This is a genomic window from Algoriphagus sp. AK58, assembly GCF_014324365.1.
Taxonomy (GTDB): Bacteria; Bacteroidota; Bacteroidia; order Cytophagales; family Cyclobacteriaceae; genus Algoriphagus.
Genome location: NZ_QEIG01000016.1, coordinates 20,337 through 34,096 on the forward strand (window position 1 = coordinate 20,337; position 13,760 = coordinate 34,096).

At 43.5% G+C, this 13,760-nt stretch carries 15 protein-coding genes; 3 read left to right on the forward strand and 12 right to left on the reverse strand.

Annotated elements, in window-relative coordinates:
• Positions 1–18 precede the first annotated feature (18 nt).
• From DDT91_RS14700 to DDT91_RS14710, 3 genes are read right to left on the reverse strand one after another with little or no spacing between them, the layout of a single operon-like run.
• The gene (locus DDT91_RS14700) at positions 19–1,611 is read right to left on the reverse strand and encodes a lytic transglycosylase domain-containing protein (RefSeq protein WP_187176954.1); all 1,593 of its coding nucleotides are present in this window, start codon (positions 1,609–1,611) and stop codon (positions 19–21) included.
• 55 nt (positions 1,612–1,666) lie between these two features.
• Entirely contained in the window at positions 1,667–2,317 is a 651-nt protein-coding gene (locus tag DDT91_RS14705; RefSeq protein WP_187176955.1) for an O-methyltransferase, read from the reverse strand.
• Between the two features lies 1 nt (position 2,318).
• Positions 2,319–3,548, reverse strand: coding sequence for a pitrilysin family protein (locus DDT91_RS14710; protein WP_187177010.1), 1,230 nt, complete (start codon positions 3,546–3,548; stop codon positions 2,319–2,321).
• A gap of 110 nt (positions 3,549–3,658) precedes the next feature.
• Here DDT91_RS14710 and DDT91_RS14715 point away from each other — a divergent pair, with 110 nt between their 5' ends.
• The gene (locus tag DDT91_RS14715; RefSeq protein WP_187176956.1) at positions 3,659–4,948 is read left to right on the forward strand and encodes an aminopeptidase P family protein; all 1,290 of its coding nucleotides are present in this window, start codon (positions 3,659–3,661) and stop codon (positions 4,946–4,948) included.
• A 67-nt stretch (positions 4,949–5,015) separates the two neighbouring features.
• Here the strand turns inward: DDT91_RS14715 and DDT91_RS14720 are convergent, their stop codons facing one another.
• The 6 genes from DDT91_RS14720 to DDT91_RS14745 all read right to left on the reverse strand — a co-directional run bounded on the left by DDT91_RS14720 (position 5,016) and on the right by DDT91_RS14745 (position 9,333).
• The gene (locus tag DDT91_RS14720) at positions 5,016–5,429 is read right to left on the reverse strand and encodes a hypothetical protein (RefSeq protein WP_187176957.1); all 414 of its coding nucleotides are present in this window, start codon (positions 5,427–5,429) and stop codon (positions 5,016–5,018) included.
• Between the two features lie 261 nt (positions 5,430–5,690).
• The gene (gene tsf, locus DDT91_RS14725) at positions 5,691–6,521 is read right to left on the reverse strand and encodes a translation elongation factor Ts (protein WP_187176958.1); all 831 of its coding nucleotides are present in this window, start codon (positions 6,519–6,521) and stop codon (positions 5,691–5,693) included.
• Positions 6,522–6,718: 197 nt separating this feature from the next.
• Positions 6,719–7,480 (reverse strand): 30S ribosomal protein S2, encoded by a 762-nt coding sequence (gene rpsB, locus DDT91_RS14730; protein WP_187176959.1) that lies wholly within the window; start codon positions 7,478–7,480, stop codon positions 6,719–6,721.
• A 38-nt stretch (positions 7,481–7,518) separates the two neighbouring features.
• Positions 7,519–7,905, reverse strand: a complete 387-nt coding sequence (rpsI, locus tag DDT91_RS14735) for a 30S ribosomal protein S9 (RefSeq protein WP_187176960.1) — start codon at positions 7,903–7,905, stop codon at positions 7,519–7,521.
• Between the two features lie 10 nt (positions 7,906–7,915).
• A complete protein-coding gene (rplM, locus tag DDT91_RS14740; protein ID WP_111393130.1) occupies positions 7,916–8,359 on the reverse strand; it encodes a 50S ribosomal protein L13 in 444 nt (147 codons plus the stop codon).
• A 263-nt stretch (positions 8,360–8,622) separates the two neighbouring features.
• Positions 8,623–9,333: an RluA family pseudouridine synthase gene (locus DDT91_RS14745; protein ID WP_187176961.1), complete on the reverse strand. Its 711-nt coding sequence runs from the start codon at positions 9,331–9,333 to the stop codon at positions 8,623–8,625.
• A gap of 201 nt (positions 9,334–9,534) precedes the next feature.
• On the opposite strand from DDT91_RS14745, the gene DDT91_RS14750 reads away from it, so the two are divergent.
• Positions 9,535–10,320 (forward strand): HipA family kinase, encoded by a 786-nt coding sequence (locus DDT91_RS14750; protein ID WP_187176962.1) that lies wholly within the window; start codon positions 9,535–9,537, stop codon positions 10,318–10,320.
• Complete coding sequence (locus DDT91_RS14755; RefSeq protein WP_187176963.1) at positions 10,298–10,681, forward strand: DUF3037 domain-containing protein; 384 nt, start codon at positions 10,298–10,300, stop codon at positions 10,679–10,681. The genes DDT91_RS14750 and DDT91_RS14755 overlap by 23 nt, the downstream gene beginning before the upstream one ends.
• Before the next feature lie 200 nt (positions 10,682–10,881).
• Here DDT91_RS14755 and DDT91_RS14760 read toward each other — a convergent pair whose 3' ends face one another.
• From DDT91_RS14760 to DDT91_RS14770, 3 genes are all read right to left on the reverse strand, one after another.
• Entirely contained in the window at positions 10,882–11,961 is a 1,080-nt protein-coding gene (locus DDT91_RS14760) for a cell wall metabolism sensor histidine kinase WalK (protein WP_187176964.1), read from the reverse strand.
• 3 nt (positions 11,962–11,964) lie between these two features.
• Positions 11,965–12,654 (reverse strand): response regulator transcription factor, encoded by a 690-nt coding sequence (locus DDT91_RS14765; RefSeq protein ID WP_187176965.1) that lies wholly within the window; start codon positions 12,652–12,654, stop codon positions 11,965–11,967.
• A gap of 151 nt (positions 12,655–12,805) precedes the next feature.
• Positions 12,806–13,597: a DUF3108 domain-containing protein gene (locus tag DDT91_RS14770; RefSeq protein WP_255502131.1), complete on the reverse strand. Its 792-nt coding sequence runs from the start codon at positions 13,595–13,597 to the stop codon at positions 12,806–12,808.
• Positions 13,598–13,760 lie beyond the last annotated feature (163 nt).

A 13,760-nucleotide genomic window follows, 5' to 3' on the forward strand; every position in this document is an offset into this window, starting at 1 on the left:
GGGAAATTGAGGAGCAGATTAGGGTTTGTAGATTACCAACTTTTGTCCTACGGTAATGATATTCTGACTTCCGATTTTGTTCCAACTTTTCAGCTCCTCTACGGTGACCCCATATTTTCTGGAAATAGCAAAAAGCGTTTCCCCCGAACTGACAGTATGATAGGAAGGACTAGGTTTGGATGCTGTGGCTTGCTGTATAATTGTAGGTTCCTCAACCGATTCCTGCTTTACCGGTTCGGATTGGGCTACATAGGTTTTTGTAGGTTGGGCCGGTGTAGAAACGGGAATGATTGGAATTTCCTCACCTCTTTTTCTGGGTTCCCTGAGGTTCAATACCATCCCGGGTTTTAGCTCAGAATCTCTTCTTATCCTGTTTTTGGACTTAAGAGCTGCCAATCGGATACCATATTTTTGAGAAATACTCCAAAGGTCTTCCCCGGGCTGGACCACATGCGTTTCGACTTCAGCACTGGCTTTTTTCTTTTCGGTGTAATAATACTTTCCGATTTCTACTTTTTCTCCCTCAGGTAAATCATTGATTTTCACGAATTTTTTCTCTTTCATCCCAATCTCATCTGCAAATTTACTTGGTGACATGGTATTGGGAGCCTGTACGCCACTTAGGTCATTGACTGTGATCTGATTGGGTTGACTAGCTTTGGTCGTGTTGCCGGAGATTCTTGGGAAGGAGTTTGCCTGCTTGTAGGCCGGAGATGACTTGTAGCTGGCATTTTGCGAAGGTTTGGTTTGGGTGGGTTTTTCATCCGTTTTTATAACGGCAGGTTCCACCGGAAGAGATCCTTCTTTTATGTAAAACAGGGTATAGGTGCCTGCAGGGATTTTCCCTTGTTGAGCCCATTTGTTGAATTCCTTGAGATGTTCTTCACTCACGCCAAATCGTTTGGAAAGTGAGGCCATGGTGACTGGGCCTTGTACCTGCACCTCAGCCAAACGCTGACTGGAAGAGGCAAAAATGCCTATTTGACTTTGATAGGCTACTTTGTGTGCGAGATACTTTTTGAAATACCAGTGAGTGTTTCGATCTACCTCAATGGTTTTCTTGCCGGTAAATTGATTGCCAAAATAAGCTTTAGCACCGCCTAACCCCATTTGGTAAGAAACCAAAGCAGTCATCCAGTTGTCCAGGACATTATTGTGCTTTTTTAGATACAAAGCAGCACCTCGTGTGGAGGTAATGATGTTTTTACGTTCGTCCACCTGACCATCCACTCTTAGTCCGACCTCTTCAGCTGTGCCTTGCTTGAATTGCCAAAAGCCTACTGCGTTGGAAGTGGAGACCGCATCTGCGATCAATCCGCTTTCTTGAATGACTAAGTATTTCAAATCATCCGGGACTCCCTGTTTGCGAAGTTCTCTTTCCACAATCGGCATGAATAGATTTACCCGATCTTGTTTAACCTTGAAATAAGTCGGATTTCGGTAAAGCGCATCCACATCCAGCTGGATTTCACGCTGTGCCTGAGGATTGATACGAACAATCAAGTCTGCAAATTCCAACTGGCTGGGAACTTGGGGGATTTGGGCCTCAGCCCAAAGCGATGCAAAAATTAAGGGCAAAAAGAAGAATAAGGTAATCGGTCGGGATTTCATCGAAAGTTGCTTTCGTTTTACTCAGCCCACGGAAAGCAAAAATGATTCCCATTTTCTAAAATCCGAGTTTTCTAGCCATTAAAACTCCATCTCTGATAGGGAGAAGGATATTTTCCACTCGTGGGTCTTTATGAACCATCTGGTTAAAATCCAAAATAGCTCTAGTATCCTTATCTATTTTTTGACCTTGTTCTACTAGGATCTTTCCGGACCAAAGGACATTGTCTGCCAGGATAATTCCTCCAGGTCGGACTTTGTCAATGATCAGCTCGAAATAATCTGCATAATAAAATTTATCTGCATCTATAAATACCAAGTCAAATGGGCCCTCCAAACTGGGGATGATATCTCTTGCATTTCCCAAACGGTAATCGATTTGATTGGCCAGTCCGCTTTCTTCGAAAAATCCCCTAACCATGGGTTCCAGTTCATCATTGAAGTCTAGTGTAATCAATTTGCCCCCAGGCTTAAGACCTCTTGCCAGACAGATTCCGGAATATCCCGTGTAGGTCCCAATTTCGAGAATAGATTCGGCATTCAGCATTTTTGCAAAAAGCTCCAGCATTTTTCCCTGTAAGTGCCCGGAGATCATTCTCGGCATCAGGACTTTGGCTTGAGTCTCTCGAGTGATTTTTTTGAGAAGAGCATCTTCGGGACTGGTATGGGCTTCGCAATAGGCCAATAAAGCCGGGGCAATAAATTCCATTTCAATTAGGGGTGTAAATCAGGTAACTCAGCTGATCGGGATGAAAGATATCTTGAGCAATTTCAAGAAGCTCTTCTGCGGTAGTGGCTCGGATTTGCTCGAATATACTGTCCAAGGAGTCGATTTTGTTGTGATCGATGAGGCTTTTACCATAGACTAGCATCAAGGCAGCATAGTTTTCCTCTGCCATAGCCATCTGTCCAATGGCTTGCTCTTTGGCAGAATGCAGCTGATTGCTGCCCAATTTTTTGCTTCTGAGTTTTTCCATCTCCCGCTGCACGATGGCCCGAGATTTTTTCAGGGTCTTTTCTTCCGTGCCAAAATAAATTCCAAAGAAACCGGTGTCTGAAAACGGTTGATAGCTCGACTCGATGCTGTACACATACCCGTAATTTTCCCTTAGCGATAGGTTGAGGCGACTGTTCATGCTTGGGCCGCCCAAGATATTATTCAGTAGGTAAAGTTTGAATCGGTTGGGATCGTGGAGTGAATAGGCTGGCCTACCGATGGCACAGAGGGATTGGGTGACGTCGCGCTGGACAGTTTTGAATTTGGGTTGGTAGTCATGAAAACCACTTCTTACATACAAGGTCCGTTTTCTTGGAATTTCTCGTAACGGACCTTCGATGATTTTTAGGGCTTTTTCGAATGAAATATTACCCACCACCGAAAACACGAGTTGGGAAGTATCCAATCGAGTGGAAATAAAATCAAAGAAGTCCTGCTGCTGGAATCTGCCCACCGTTTCCTCTGTGCCTAGAATATTTCTTCCCAGGGCATGATTTTCAAAAACCAAGGCATCCAAGTCATCCTGAATGGAATCGTCCGGAGAATCCCTGTACATGGCCATTTCTTCCAGAATGACTTGTCGCTCTTTTTCTATTTGCTTTTCAGGAAAAGTGGAATTGAAGGTGATGTCATACAGGAGTTCGGCAGCTTTGGAGTAATGATCTTTGAGTACCGAAGCATAAAAGCATACCTTTTCTTTAGTGGTGTAGGCATTGAGCTCCCCACCCAAGGATTCCAGTCTATTGATGATGTGAAATGTTTTTCGCTTGTGCGTTCCTTTGAAAGCCATGTGTTCCCAAAAGTGGGCCAAACCTTCCTGCTCTTTGTCCTCATCCCGGCTACCGATGTTTAAAATAAATCCGCAGTGTACGAGTCGGGTATAGGTGACTTCCTGATGTACAATTCGGATTCCGTTGGATAGCTCTTTAATATTCAAATGCATGCTGCGCTGTTCCTTTTTGGAAAGTACAAATTTAAGTCGAAACCCACTATGTCGGAATTTGATTCCTTGGATGGGCATGATTTATTAACTTGCTAGGATATTATTTGATTATGAAATACCAAGCCTTACCCAAAGAACTATACATCCGCAATCGGGCCAAACTGGCGGCTAAACTGGCCAAGAACGCTGTAGCCATCTTCAATGCCAACGACATCCTGCCCACCAATGCGGATGGCACGATGAAGTTTCGCCAAAACAACGATCTCTTTTATCTCAGTGGAATTGATCAGGAGGAGACCATTTTGCTGATCGCTCCGGATTGTCCCAATCCTGCTTGGAGAGAAGTACTTTTCCTCAGAGAAACCAATGAGCACATTGCCGTGTGGGAAGGGCACAAATACACCAAAGAAGAAGCAAAGGCGGCTTCAGGGATTGAAAATATTCAGTGGTTGTCTGCTTTTGAGAATATCTTTAACTGGGTGGCCAATCTTTCGGAGAAGATTTATTTGAATACCAATGAGCACTTGAGAGCAGGAATAGTCGTAGAGACTCGTGATGCCCGATTTATCAAAAGCTGCAAAGAGCGCTATCCGCTTCATAGTTACGAACGCGTAGCACCGATCATGCATGAGTTGCGTGGGGTGAAAGAACAGGAAGAAATCGATCAGATGCAGATTGCCTGCGACATTACCGAAAAGGGCTTCCGTCGAATCCTTTCTTTCGTAAAGCCAGGAGTAACCGAATACGAAATCGAAGCCGAATTCATTCATGAATTTATCCGTAACCGAAGCAAAGGTTTTGCCTACGAACCCATCATTGCTTCCGGTGCATCAGCTTGTGTACTTCACTACATTGAAAATAACAAAGCCTGTAAGGACGGGGAATTACTTTTGCTGGATGTAGGAGCAGAGTATGGCAATTACAATGCAGATATGACTCGTACTATTCCGGTGAATGGAAGATTCACGGCTAGACAGCGTGCAGTCTATGATGCTGTTTTGAGAGTGCATCGAGAAGCCGCTGCTATCCTAAGACCGGGTATCAATATCCAAGACTACCACAAAGAAGTGGGCCTGATTATGCAGTCGGAACTATTGGGTCTTGGATTGATCGACCAAACCGACATCAAAAATCAGGATCCGAATTGGCCTGCTTATAAAAAATACTTCATGCATGGCACGTCCCACCATTTGGGATTGGATGTGCATGATGTGGGCACGATGCACTATCCGATTACCACGGGAATGGTCTTCACCGTGGAACCGGGAATTTATATTCCTGCGGAGGGAATTGGGGTGCGTTTGGAAAACAATATAGTGATTCTGGAAAACGGCTATTTCGACTTGATGCGGAATATTCCGATTGAAGCGGAGGAGATTGAGAGTTTGATGAATTCCTGAAATAGCAGAATATTATAATCCAAAAAGATAAACAAAGCCCTAGAATTCAATTGTTCCAGGGCTTTTTTTAATGGTTCAGTGTGACGAAAATGGGATATTCTTGATCGATTTCTATATCCCAAAGGGTCTTATCTTTTTCCGAGATTTTGGTTAAAAAAGCGGGGTTTTCTGCCGAGTTAAACGTAAAGGTCAAGGTGTCTGCCAATGTTTCATTCCATTTGATAATGCCTTCCAATACCTTTTGATTACCAAAATATTGAAACTGAACTCTTGCTTTCATGTCTCCATCCATGCCGGTCGGAGATATCCCATAAGGATTATCGAGAATTCCTCCTCCATCTAGCTTATAGAGTTTGGGTTCACCATTTTCCAATAAAAAGAGTCGGGAATTACTCAGGTTAATGGCCCCAGTGGTTTCTGGGTTGAGTAGGTTATTGCCTTCTGAATCTTTCAATGTCACATTGAATTCTTGAGAAATCACGACTTCACAACAAATTCGGTTTTCAATACAACTAGATAGGAGACCAAAAATTAGTGCCGTGGAAAATAGGACTTTTATTCTTTTCATAAAGTAAAAATCAATAGTTAAAATAGAGTTGGAGTTTGCAATGCAAAATATAATCACCCAATGTACCTATTAATCTATTGAAATGTAAGAGATAAGCGATTAAATTGTTTGAAAAAAAGAAAACCCTCTCAGATCGCTCCGGGAGGGTTTTTTTAGTATTAAGGGATCGGGAAATTACCCGATAGAGATTCTCTTGAATGCGTTTACAGTCAAGCCTTTGCTTACGTTGTTCAGGTATTGTGCGATAGACACGGAGTTGTCTTTCACAAACTGCTGGCTCAACAAAGTGCTTTCTTTGTAGAACTTCTGGAGTTTACCCAAAGCGATTTTTTCAAGCATTTCTTCCGGTTTGCCTTCCGCTCTGGCCTGCTCTTTGCCGATTTCGATTTCACGCTCGATCATAGAAGCATCTACACCGTCTTTATCCACGGCTACAGGGTTCATTGCTGCAATCTGCATTGCTACGTCTTTTCCTGCCTCTTCTACGTCAGCACCAGAAGTATTCACCATTCCTACCAATACACCCAATTTACCATTGGAGTGGATGTAGGTAACTACCTTCTCAGCGTTGATGACTTCGTAGTGAGAGATTTCGATTTTCTCACCGATTTTACCGGTCATTTCTACGATTTTCTCAGCTACGGTGATGTTTTCGAAAGGAAGAGCAAGAATTTGCTCTTTTTCAGTGCAGCCATTGTTTACAGCCAGATCGATTAAAGTATTTGCGAAAGCACCGAACTCTTCGTTTTTAGCTACGAAGTCAGTCTCGCAAGTCAACGAAAGAAGGATGCCTTTAGCTCCGCCATCTGCTACGCGGGTTACAACCACGCCTTCTTTGGTTTCGCGGTCAGCTCTGGAAGCAGATACTTTTTGACCTTTTTTTCTGAGGATGTCCACTGCTTTTTCGAAGTCGCCTTCCGCTTCTGTCAAAGCTTTTTTGCAGTCCATCATACCGGCACCGGTCATTTGTCTCAGTTTGTTTACGTCTTGTGCAGTAATTGCCATTGTGTGATCAGTTTATTTATCAACAGATTATAGAATTCATTTTGGAGTGTCGGAGGCCAAAATTAGAAGAAGAAAAGTCCTCGCAACGTGATGTTTTTGTTAACCGAAGCAGGTAGGCTCAAGTCAGGCAAAAACAAAAAATTGAACATCGACCTAAGCCAGATGTTCAATTTTTGTGTATTCAAATCGATTGTGGATTATTCTTGTGTTTCAGCGTCCACAGCTCTTTTTGCTTCTTCCTCTTCAGAAAGTTTAGCATCGTCCTTGTCTCTCTTACGCTCAGAAAGACCTTCTTCGATAGCTGCGCCAAATGCTTTTACCAAAAGAGAAACTGACTTGAATGCGTCGTCATTTGCTGGGATTGGGAAATCCACCTCATTTGGGTTAGAGTTGGTATCTACCAAGGCAAACACTGGAATGCCCAATTTTTGAGCTTCTGCAATCGCGATGTGTTCTCTCTTGATGTCCACTACGAAAAGAGCTGCAGGAAGTCTGCTTAGGTCGGAGATACCGCCCAATACGCTTTCCATTTTGTCTTTCTGACGGCTTACCATCAGACGCTCTTTTTTAGCCAAGTTTTTGTAAGCGTCCTCTTTCATCAGTTTTTCAAGACCTGACATTTTCTTGAGGGACTTACGGATCGTAGCGAAGTTGGTCAACATACCACCCAACCATCTTTCGGTCACGTAAGGCATATTCAGACGCTGAGCTTCTGCAGCTACTAGATCTTTGGCTTGTTTTTTCGTAGCGACAAACATTACTTTTTTGCCGGAACGTACGATTTGCTTGATTGCGTTGGATGCTTCTTCGAGGCAAGCAAGCGTTTTGTTGAGGTCGATAATATGGATACCGTTCTTCTCCATAAAGATATATGGAGCCATTCTTGGATCCCACTTTCTCGTCAAGTGTCCGAAGTGAACACCAGCATCCAGTAAGTCTTTGTATTCGATTTTTGACATGAATGAAATTGTTTTCTATTGAATGAAGATCGTTCCGATTAACGCTTAGAGAACTGGAATCTTCTTCTTGCTTTTCTACGTCCTGGCTTCTTACGCTCGACCATTCTAGGGTCACGGGTAAGGAAACCTTCTTTCTTCAAAGGACCTCTGTGCTCAGCATCGAATTCGCATAGCGCTCTGGAGATTGCCATACGAGCTGCTTCAGCCTGTCCTTTGATACCACCACCGTCTACATTGATGTTGACGTCGTAGTTACCTTCTACACCCACTAGGGCAAGAGGCTGCTTTACGACAATCTGATGTAGGTCAAATGGGAAGTACACTTCAATTGCCTTGTTGTTTACGGTGATTTTTCCATTTCCCGGAGTCATGTAGATACGGGCTACGGAGGTCTTTCTTCTACCGATTGTGTTGATCATTTCCATGATTTAGCGATTAAAGGGTGATGGCTTTTGGCTGCTGTGCGGCATGTGGATGCTCAGATCCTTCATACACGTACAGATTACCGTACAACTTGCTTCCCAATCTGTTTTTTGGCAACATGCCTCTTACAGCTTTCTCAATCAAAATGGTTGAAGACTTCTGCTTCAACAATTTAGGAGTTGAGATTCGCTGTCCACCTGGGTAACCGGTGTGGCGCACATATACTTTTGCGTCCCACTTGTCTCCCGTCAGTCTTACCTTGTCAGCGTTGATTACGATCACATTGTCGCCGCAATCTACGTTAGGAGTGAAGCTAGGCTTCGTCTTTCCTCTCAGGATTTTCGCAACCTCACTCGCCAAGCGTCCAAGAATAGCAGACTGGGCATCCACAATCACCCATTGCTTTTCTACGGTGGAGCTGTTGGCTGAGATGGTTTTATAGCTCAGAGTATCCACTTTGTAACTGTTTAATTTTTAGCTTATTAATTAATTATCGACCCCAAAAAGGGACACAAAGATAGAAGCATTTATTTTTTTATGCAAACTATTTACAATCCTAAGCGCTAATTTTCATGTGGTTATAATTGTTTTATTGGTCACATGGAATCTCGCAAGGCTGTGCGTCTCTCATTTTGAGTCTTTTTGCGCTGCTCGATTTCATAGGCTTAGGTGTTTGTCTCCAATGAAGATTTGGTTTTGCAGGGCTTAAACCGGCTTGATCAGGCGTTTTTTTCCAATTGCTGGACCAAAACCTGGAAATCTTTTGGATAGGGTGCATGGACTGAAATGTCTTTGCCATCCAAACCCGCAAACCGAATCGAATAAGCATGCAGGGAAACCCGCTGCATGATTGGAAGCTCTTCGGTGTCTTTTTTGAGATTGAAGCGGCGCTTGAGTGAAGAAAGGTATAAGGGATTGCCTCCATATAAGGTGTCTCCACAAATCGGAGACTTGAGGTAAGCCAAATGAACCCGAATCTGATGCAGGCGACCGGTGATGGGCTTGCACTCAACTAAGGTATGCGCATAATAGGTCTTCAAGGTGTTGAAGATGGTCTGCGCGGGCTTTCCCTCTTTACTTACTTTGGCGATTCCTTTATTGTTTGCCAAAAGGTTACGGTCTACCAGCTCTTCGCTGAATTCCTTAATTCCTTCCACTACGGCATGGTAGACTTTCTCCACCTCTCTGTTTTCAAACTGAATGGCCAAGTGCCTGTAGGCCTCTGGATGCTTGGCAATCACCAGACATCCTGAGGTTTCCTTGTCCAGTCGGTGACACAGCTGGGCATCTGCTGTGTGCGCCTTGGCAAGGTCAAGGATGTTTTGCGCCTCGTGCCTGTCGTCTAAGCTCGAAAGGTAAGGTGGCTTGTTGATCACCAGGTAATCCTCGTTTTCAAACAGTATAAGGTTCTGAAAATCTACTTTCTTCATGGATCTCCTGCCTCTTCAAAGAGGGTGCAAAAGTAGCTATTCCTCAAGGGCAATAAAAAGTATTATTAAAATTAAGTTTGAACTGGAAGGATGGATTATTGAACTGGAAGGATGGATTAAATGACCTTGGCTTGGCATATAATATTTAATGTGGTTGTAACTTGCCTTTGAATTTAATTTTGTAGGAAGCCAATTGACTAAATGCACGGACTAAGAACAGTAAATGTCACCCGCTACGTGATGCCCTTAAGAGAAGGCGGTTCCTTGCCGGCATTGGCTGAGGCGGATGATGGCTTTAATTATGTGCTCAAATTCCGAGGTGCAGGCCAACGGGAAAAAGCGCTGATCGCGGAACTGATCGGAGGAGAGTTAGCTCGAAGATTGGGCTTTAAAGTGCCGGAGATCGTGTTTGCCGAGCTCGATGCCGCTTTTGGCAATTCAGAGGGAGATGAGGAGATTCAGGATTTGCTCAAAGGTTCTCAGGGGCAAAATCTCGCGCTGCATTTTTTGTCCAAAGCCATGACCTTTGATCCCGGGGCAAGTCAGGTGGATGAGGAGTTGGCTTCCAAAATTGTCTGGTTTGACAGCTGGATAAACAATGTGGACCGGACTTTCAGAAATACCAATTTACTGATCTGGAACCGAGAACTGTGGCTGATCGATCACGGAGCTTCTTTTCTGTTCCACCATACTTGGGAAAATTGGGAAAGTCAGGCACTCAGTCCCTTTGCCATGATCAAGGATCACGTACTATTGCCTAAGGCAAGCCTTTTGGCGAAGGTGGATCAGGAAATGAAGTCATTGATCACGTTGTCCATGATTCAGGAAGTTGTCTCAGAGGTTCCCGATGAGTGGCTGTTGGCATCAAGAGATGTGGAGACCGCCGAGGAAGCACGGGCTGTGTATGTTGCCTTTTTGACGAAGAGGCTGGAAAATTCTCAGGTATTCTTAAACCAGGCTGAAGATGCAAGGAAAGCACTTGTTTGAGTATGCAGTGATTCGGCTGGTTCCTCGGGTAGAGCGTGAGGAATTTGTCAATGTGGGTGTGGTGATTTGCTGCAAACGTCAACATTTCATCGCCTGCAAAATCCATCTTCCAAAGGAGAAATTATTGGCCTTGGATCCACTTTCAGATTTTTCTGTTTTTGAATGCTACCTTGAATCGTTTGAAAAAATCTGCCAAGGCGATCCTAACGGCAATCCTATAGGCAAGCAGGATGCGGCTTCCAGATTTCGATGGCTGACCGCAATGAGGAGCTCGATGCTACAGACTTCCCGTCCGCACTCGGGATTTACGGAGGATTTACAGGAGACTTTGGAAAAGCTTTTTGAGGAATACGTGGCTTAGGGAATTCTCTGTCAGTAATGCTGCTTTTCCGAAAGCAGCACTAAGCATGTCTCGCAAAGCTGCGGAAGACACCAAGGTCTTGGTTTCCAGTTAGCTGTTATCCTGCTTTTCCGAAAGCAGGATTATCCCTCAAATCCATAAATTCTAAGATAATTATGTCCAGCTTCTGGTGAAGCAGGACAGCTATGTCTTGTCAAAAATCAGGCTTTGGCCTCAGTAGGTTCTTTTTCCTGCACCTTCTTTTCCTTTTCTAGAGGCAGTTGGAAGCTGAAAATGGATCCTTTTCCTACTGTAGAGCTGACGGATATTTTGCTTTTGTGGCCTTCCAGAATATGCTTGACAATAGCGAGGCCAAGTCCAGTTCCACCTTTTTCTTTGGACCGGCTTTTTTCCACCCGATAGAATCTCTCAAAAATCCGCTTCAAATCCTCTGGAGGGATACCGAGTCCATTGTCTTTGACATCTACTTGAATCTGGTTTTTGCTCGCCTTGATCCCTACCATGACTTCCCCTCCGTTGTGGTTGTACTTCACTGCGTTGAAAATCAAGTTTTGGCAGACTCGGTAGATTTTTTGGCGGTCAGCCAGGGTGGTGTAGTTTTTTCCTGGTTCCACCTCTAGTTTGATGGTCACTTCTCTTTTGGAGGCTTTGTGTTCCAACTCCTCGATAACTTCCTGGATAAGTTCTTTCAAGTCAAACTCGGTAAAAGTAAACTTGATCACCCCACTTTCCATCTGGTTCAGGGTCAAGAGGTCCTGCACCAAGTGGTCGAGTGAATCCAGACTTTTGGCAGCTTTTTTAAGGAACTTCATCCGCACCTGCTTGTCGTCGATTGCCCCATCGAGTAGGGTATGGATGTACCCCTGTGTGGCAAAAATCGGAGTCTTCAGCTCGTGCGAGATATCTGCGATGAATTCTCTTCTGAATTCTGCATTTTTCTGGAGTGTCTCAATTTCTCTTTGCCTGGCAAGGGCATAAGAATTGATGACGGAGTTGATTTTTCGAAGGGGAGAAAGGGAAGACCGGATTGATTTGTCCTGTATTTCAGAAAGGTCCTTCTTTTGGATTTTGTCGAGGAGATTATAAATGTTGCCGATCTCTCGATAGACCAGGAATTCCAAAGTGATATTGATCAGGAGGTAAGAAATGGAAAAAGCCAATATTAGAGCTCCCCAAAGGACGGTCATGGAAGTGGAAGGGATCAAAGACAAAAATGCCATTACCAAACTGGCGATGGCAATGGCTAGTATTAAAGATATCCCTCTGGATCCGGTGAGCATTTTTTAACCTAAGTCGAACTTGTATCCTACTCCTTTGACAGTAGTGATGTAGTCTTCCCCGATTTTTTCTCGGACTTTTCGGATGTGTACATCCACTGTTCGGGCGAGTACAAATACGTCAGATCCCCAGATATTATGGAGTAGTTCATCACGGCTGAAAACCATATTAGGGTTTTTGGCCAGGAAATACAACAGTTCGAATTCTTTTTTGGGTAGGGTGATGGTCTTGCCGGATTTGTCGATGGTATAGCTGCCCCGATCGATGACTAAATCACGGATTTTGATCTGGGCCTGTTCCTGTTCTTTTTTGGATTCCCTTCGGAAAAGTGCGGCAATCCTGCTCATCAGTGCCCGAGGTTTGATGGGCTTGGTGATGTAGTCATCTGCCCCTACGTCGAATGCTGCTACCTCGGAATATTCTTCCATGCGTGCGGTGAGGAAGATAATAAAGGCATGCTTCAGTTCGGGAATCTGACGAATTTGCAGGCAGGTTTCGACTCCGTCTTGATTAGGCATCATGATATCCAGCAAAATCACATCAGGCTGAAACTTTATAGCTGTTTTTACCGCTTTGATACCGTCCTCAGCAGTGGCGACTTCGTAGCCTTCTTTCTGGAGATTGTATTTGAGGATTTCGACGATGTCTGGTTCGTCATCTACCACCAAAACCTTAATTTTCTGTTTGTCTGCCATGAAAGGATTTCTTAATAGTCAGGTTAAAATTAAGGAATATTACACGATAAGAACCAAACAATACTTCGCTAGTAAGAGGATTTTGAGGGTGAAAAGCAGAAAATCTTTGGTTATCATCCCGCTTGTTAACCAAATGTTAATTCTATATTAATCAATTGTTTCTGAGTCCTTTTGCAGAAGCAATGTCTATGTTGAGCGATCCAATGAACAAGTTGGCTTTGATTTTAACAGGGATTTTGTTCTGATCCTTAGTGACCCAGACTTTGACAGGAAATTCACCTCTGAACAGTCTGTTTTTTGGCATTTGAGGGGAAAAAATATAGGTGTCTTTCGTTCCGAGGTTTGTTTCAATCTTTTCAGTTCCCTCGAATATTAATTTTATATTATATATTTCTTTATCGAAAAAGCCCGTAATCAGAATTTCCTGTCCTTTTTTCAAATTGGATAAATCCATAGCCCGAAGCAGGTAAAATCCGCTTACCAAATCTTGAACCTGACTGGGAAGCTTAAACTCTTTTACTTCCTTGAGTACTTTATTTTCCCTGTCATACAATTCCATTTTGGCTTTTCTGTTGATCTGGTCAAAATAGACTTTCTCATTTTTTCTATACTTTCCCTCTTCGATGTATCTGTAGGATATGCTTGGCAATAGCGACCCTGTATCCAAGTGAGTACCCCAGTTATCGTTTACTTTTCCGAAAATCGTTGCCGCTCCTTTTGTTTTGCCAAATGCATCTATCTTGTAATGAGGTCTTGAGTCTTCCATAACAGCTCTTTTTCCAACTTGCAATTTTGCTTCAGCCAGGTCTAGCCAGCCATAAGAAACTTCAAAGTGCAATTCTTCTCCAAAAGTAAATGCCGTATTTTTTGGATTGGTCTGTCCAAGGCATTGCATGATCGGAAAGAGAATAAGGGCGGCTAGAAATCTCAAAGGGTAATTCATTGGATATCTGACAATACGTGACAAAAACCTCTTGTCTTGTGGATAAATACGAAAAAACGCACTGTTTGGACGATTAAAAGTACGAATTTGGCTTTCGAAAACAATAGCAGCCTGTCCTTTGGTTATGCCTTTGTCTTTGACTAAATTGAACAATTTAATTTCC

Coding starts and splice junctions, on each gene's coding strand:
- rpsB (WP_187176959.1), bottom strand. CDS start 7,480: ATGTCAAAAATCGAATACAAAGACTTACTGGATGCTGGTGTTCACTTC.
- DDT91_RS14760 (WP_187176964.1), bottom strand. CDS start 11,961: ATGCTCACCGGATCCAGAGGGATATCTTTAATACTAGCCATTGCCATC.
- DDT91_RS14750 (WP_187176962.1), top strand. CDS start 9,535: ATGCACGGACTAAGAACAGTAAATGTCACCCGCTACGTGATGCCCTTA.
- DDT91_RS14700 (WP_187176954.1), bottom strand. CDS start 1,611: ATGAAATCCCGACCGATTACCTTATTCTTCTTTTTGCCCTTAATTTTT.
- DDT91_RS14765 (WP_187176965.1), bottom strand. CDS start 12,654: ATGGCAGACAAACAGAAAATTAAGGTTTTGGTGGTAGATGACGAACCA.
- DDT91_RS14715 (WP_187176956.1), top strand. CDS start 3,659: ATGAAATACCAAGCCTTACCCAAAGAACTATACATCCGCAATCGGGCC.
- DDT91_RS14745 (WP_187176961.1), bottom strand. CDS start 9,333: ATGAAGAAAGTAGATTTTCAGAACCTTATACTGTTTGAAAACGAGGAT.
- DDT91_RS14770 (WP_255502131.1), bottom strand. CDS start 13,597: ATGAATTACCCTTTGAGATTTCTAGCCGCCCTTATTCTCTTTCCGATC.
- tsf (WP_187176958.1), bottom strand. CDS start 6,521: ATGGCAATTACTGCACAAGACGTAAACAAACTGAGACAAATGACCGGT.
- DDT91_RS14755 (WP_187176963.1), top strand. CDS start 10,298: ATGCAAGGAAAGCACTTGTTTGAGTATGCAGTGATTCGGCTGGTTCCT.
- DDT91_RS14710 (WP_187177010.1), bottom strand. CDS start 3,548: ATGCATTTGAATATTAAAGAGCTATCCAACGGAATCCGAATTGTACAT.
- DDT91_RS14705 (WP_187176955.1), bottom strand. CDS start 2,317: ATGGAATTTATTGCCCCGGCTTTATTGGCCTATTGCGAAGCCCATACC.
- rpsI (WP_187176960.1), bottom strand. CDS start 7,905: ATGGAAATGATCAACACAATCGGTAGAAGAAAGACCTCCGTAGCCCGT.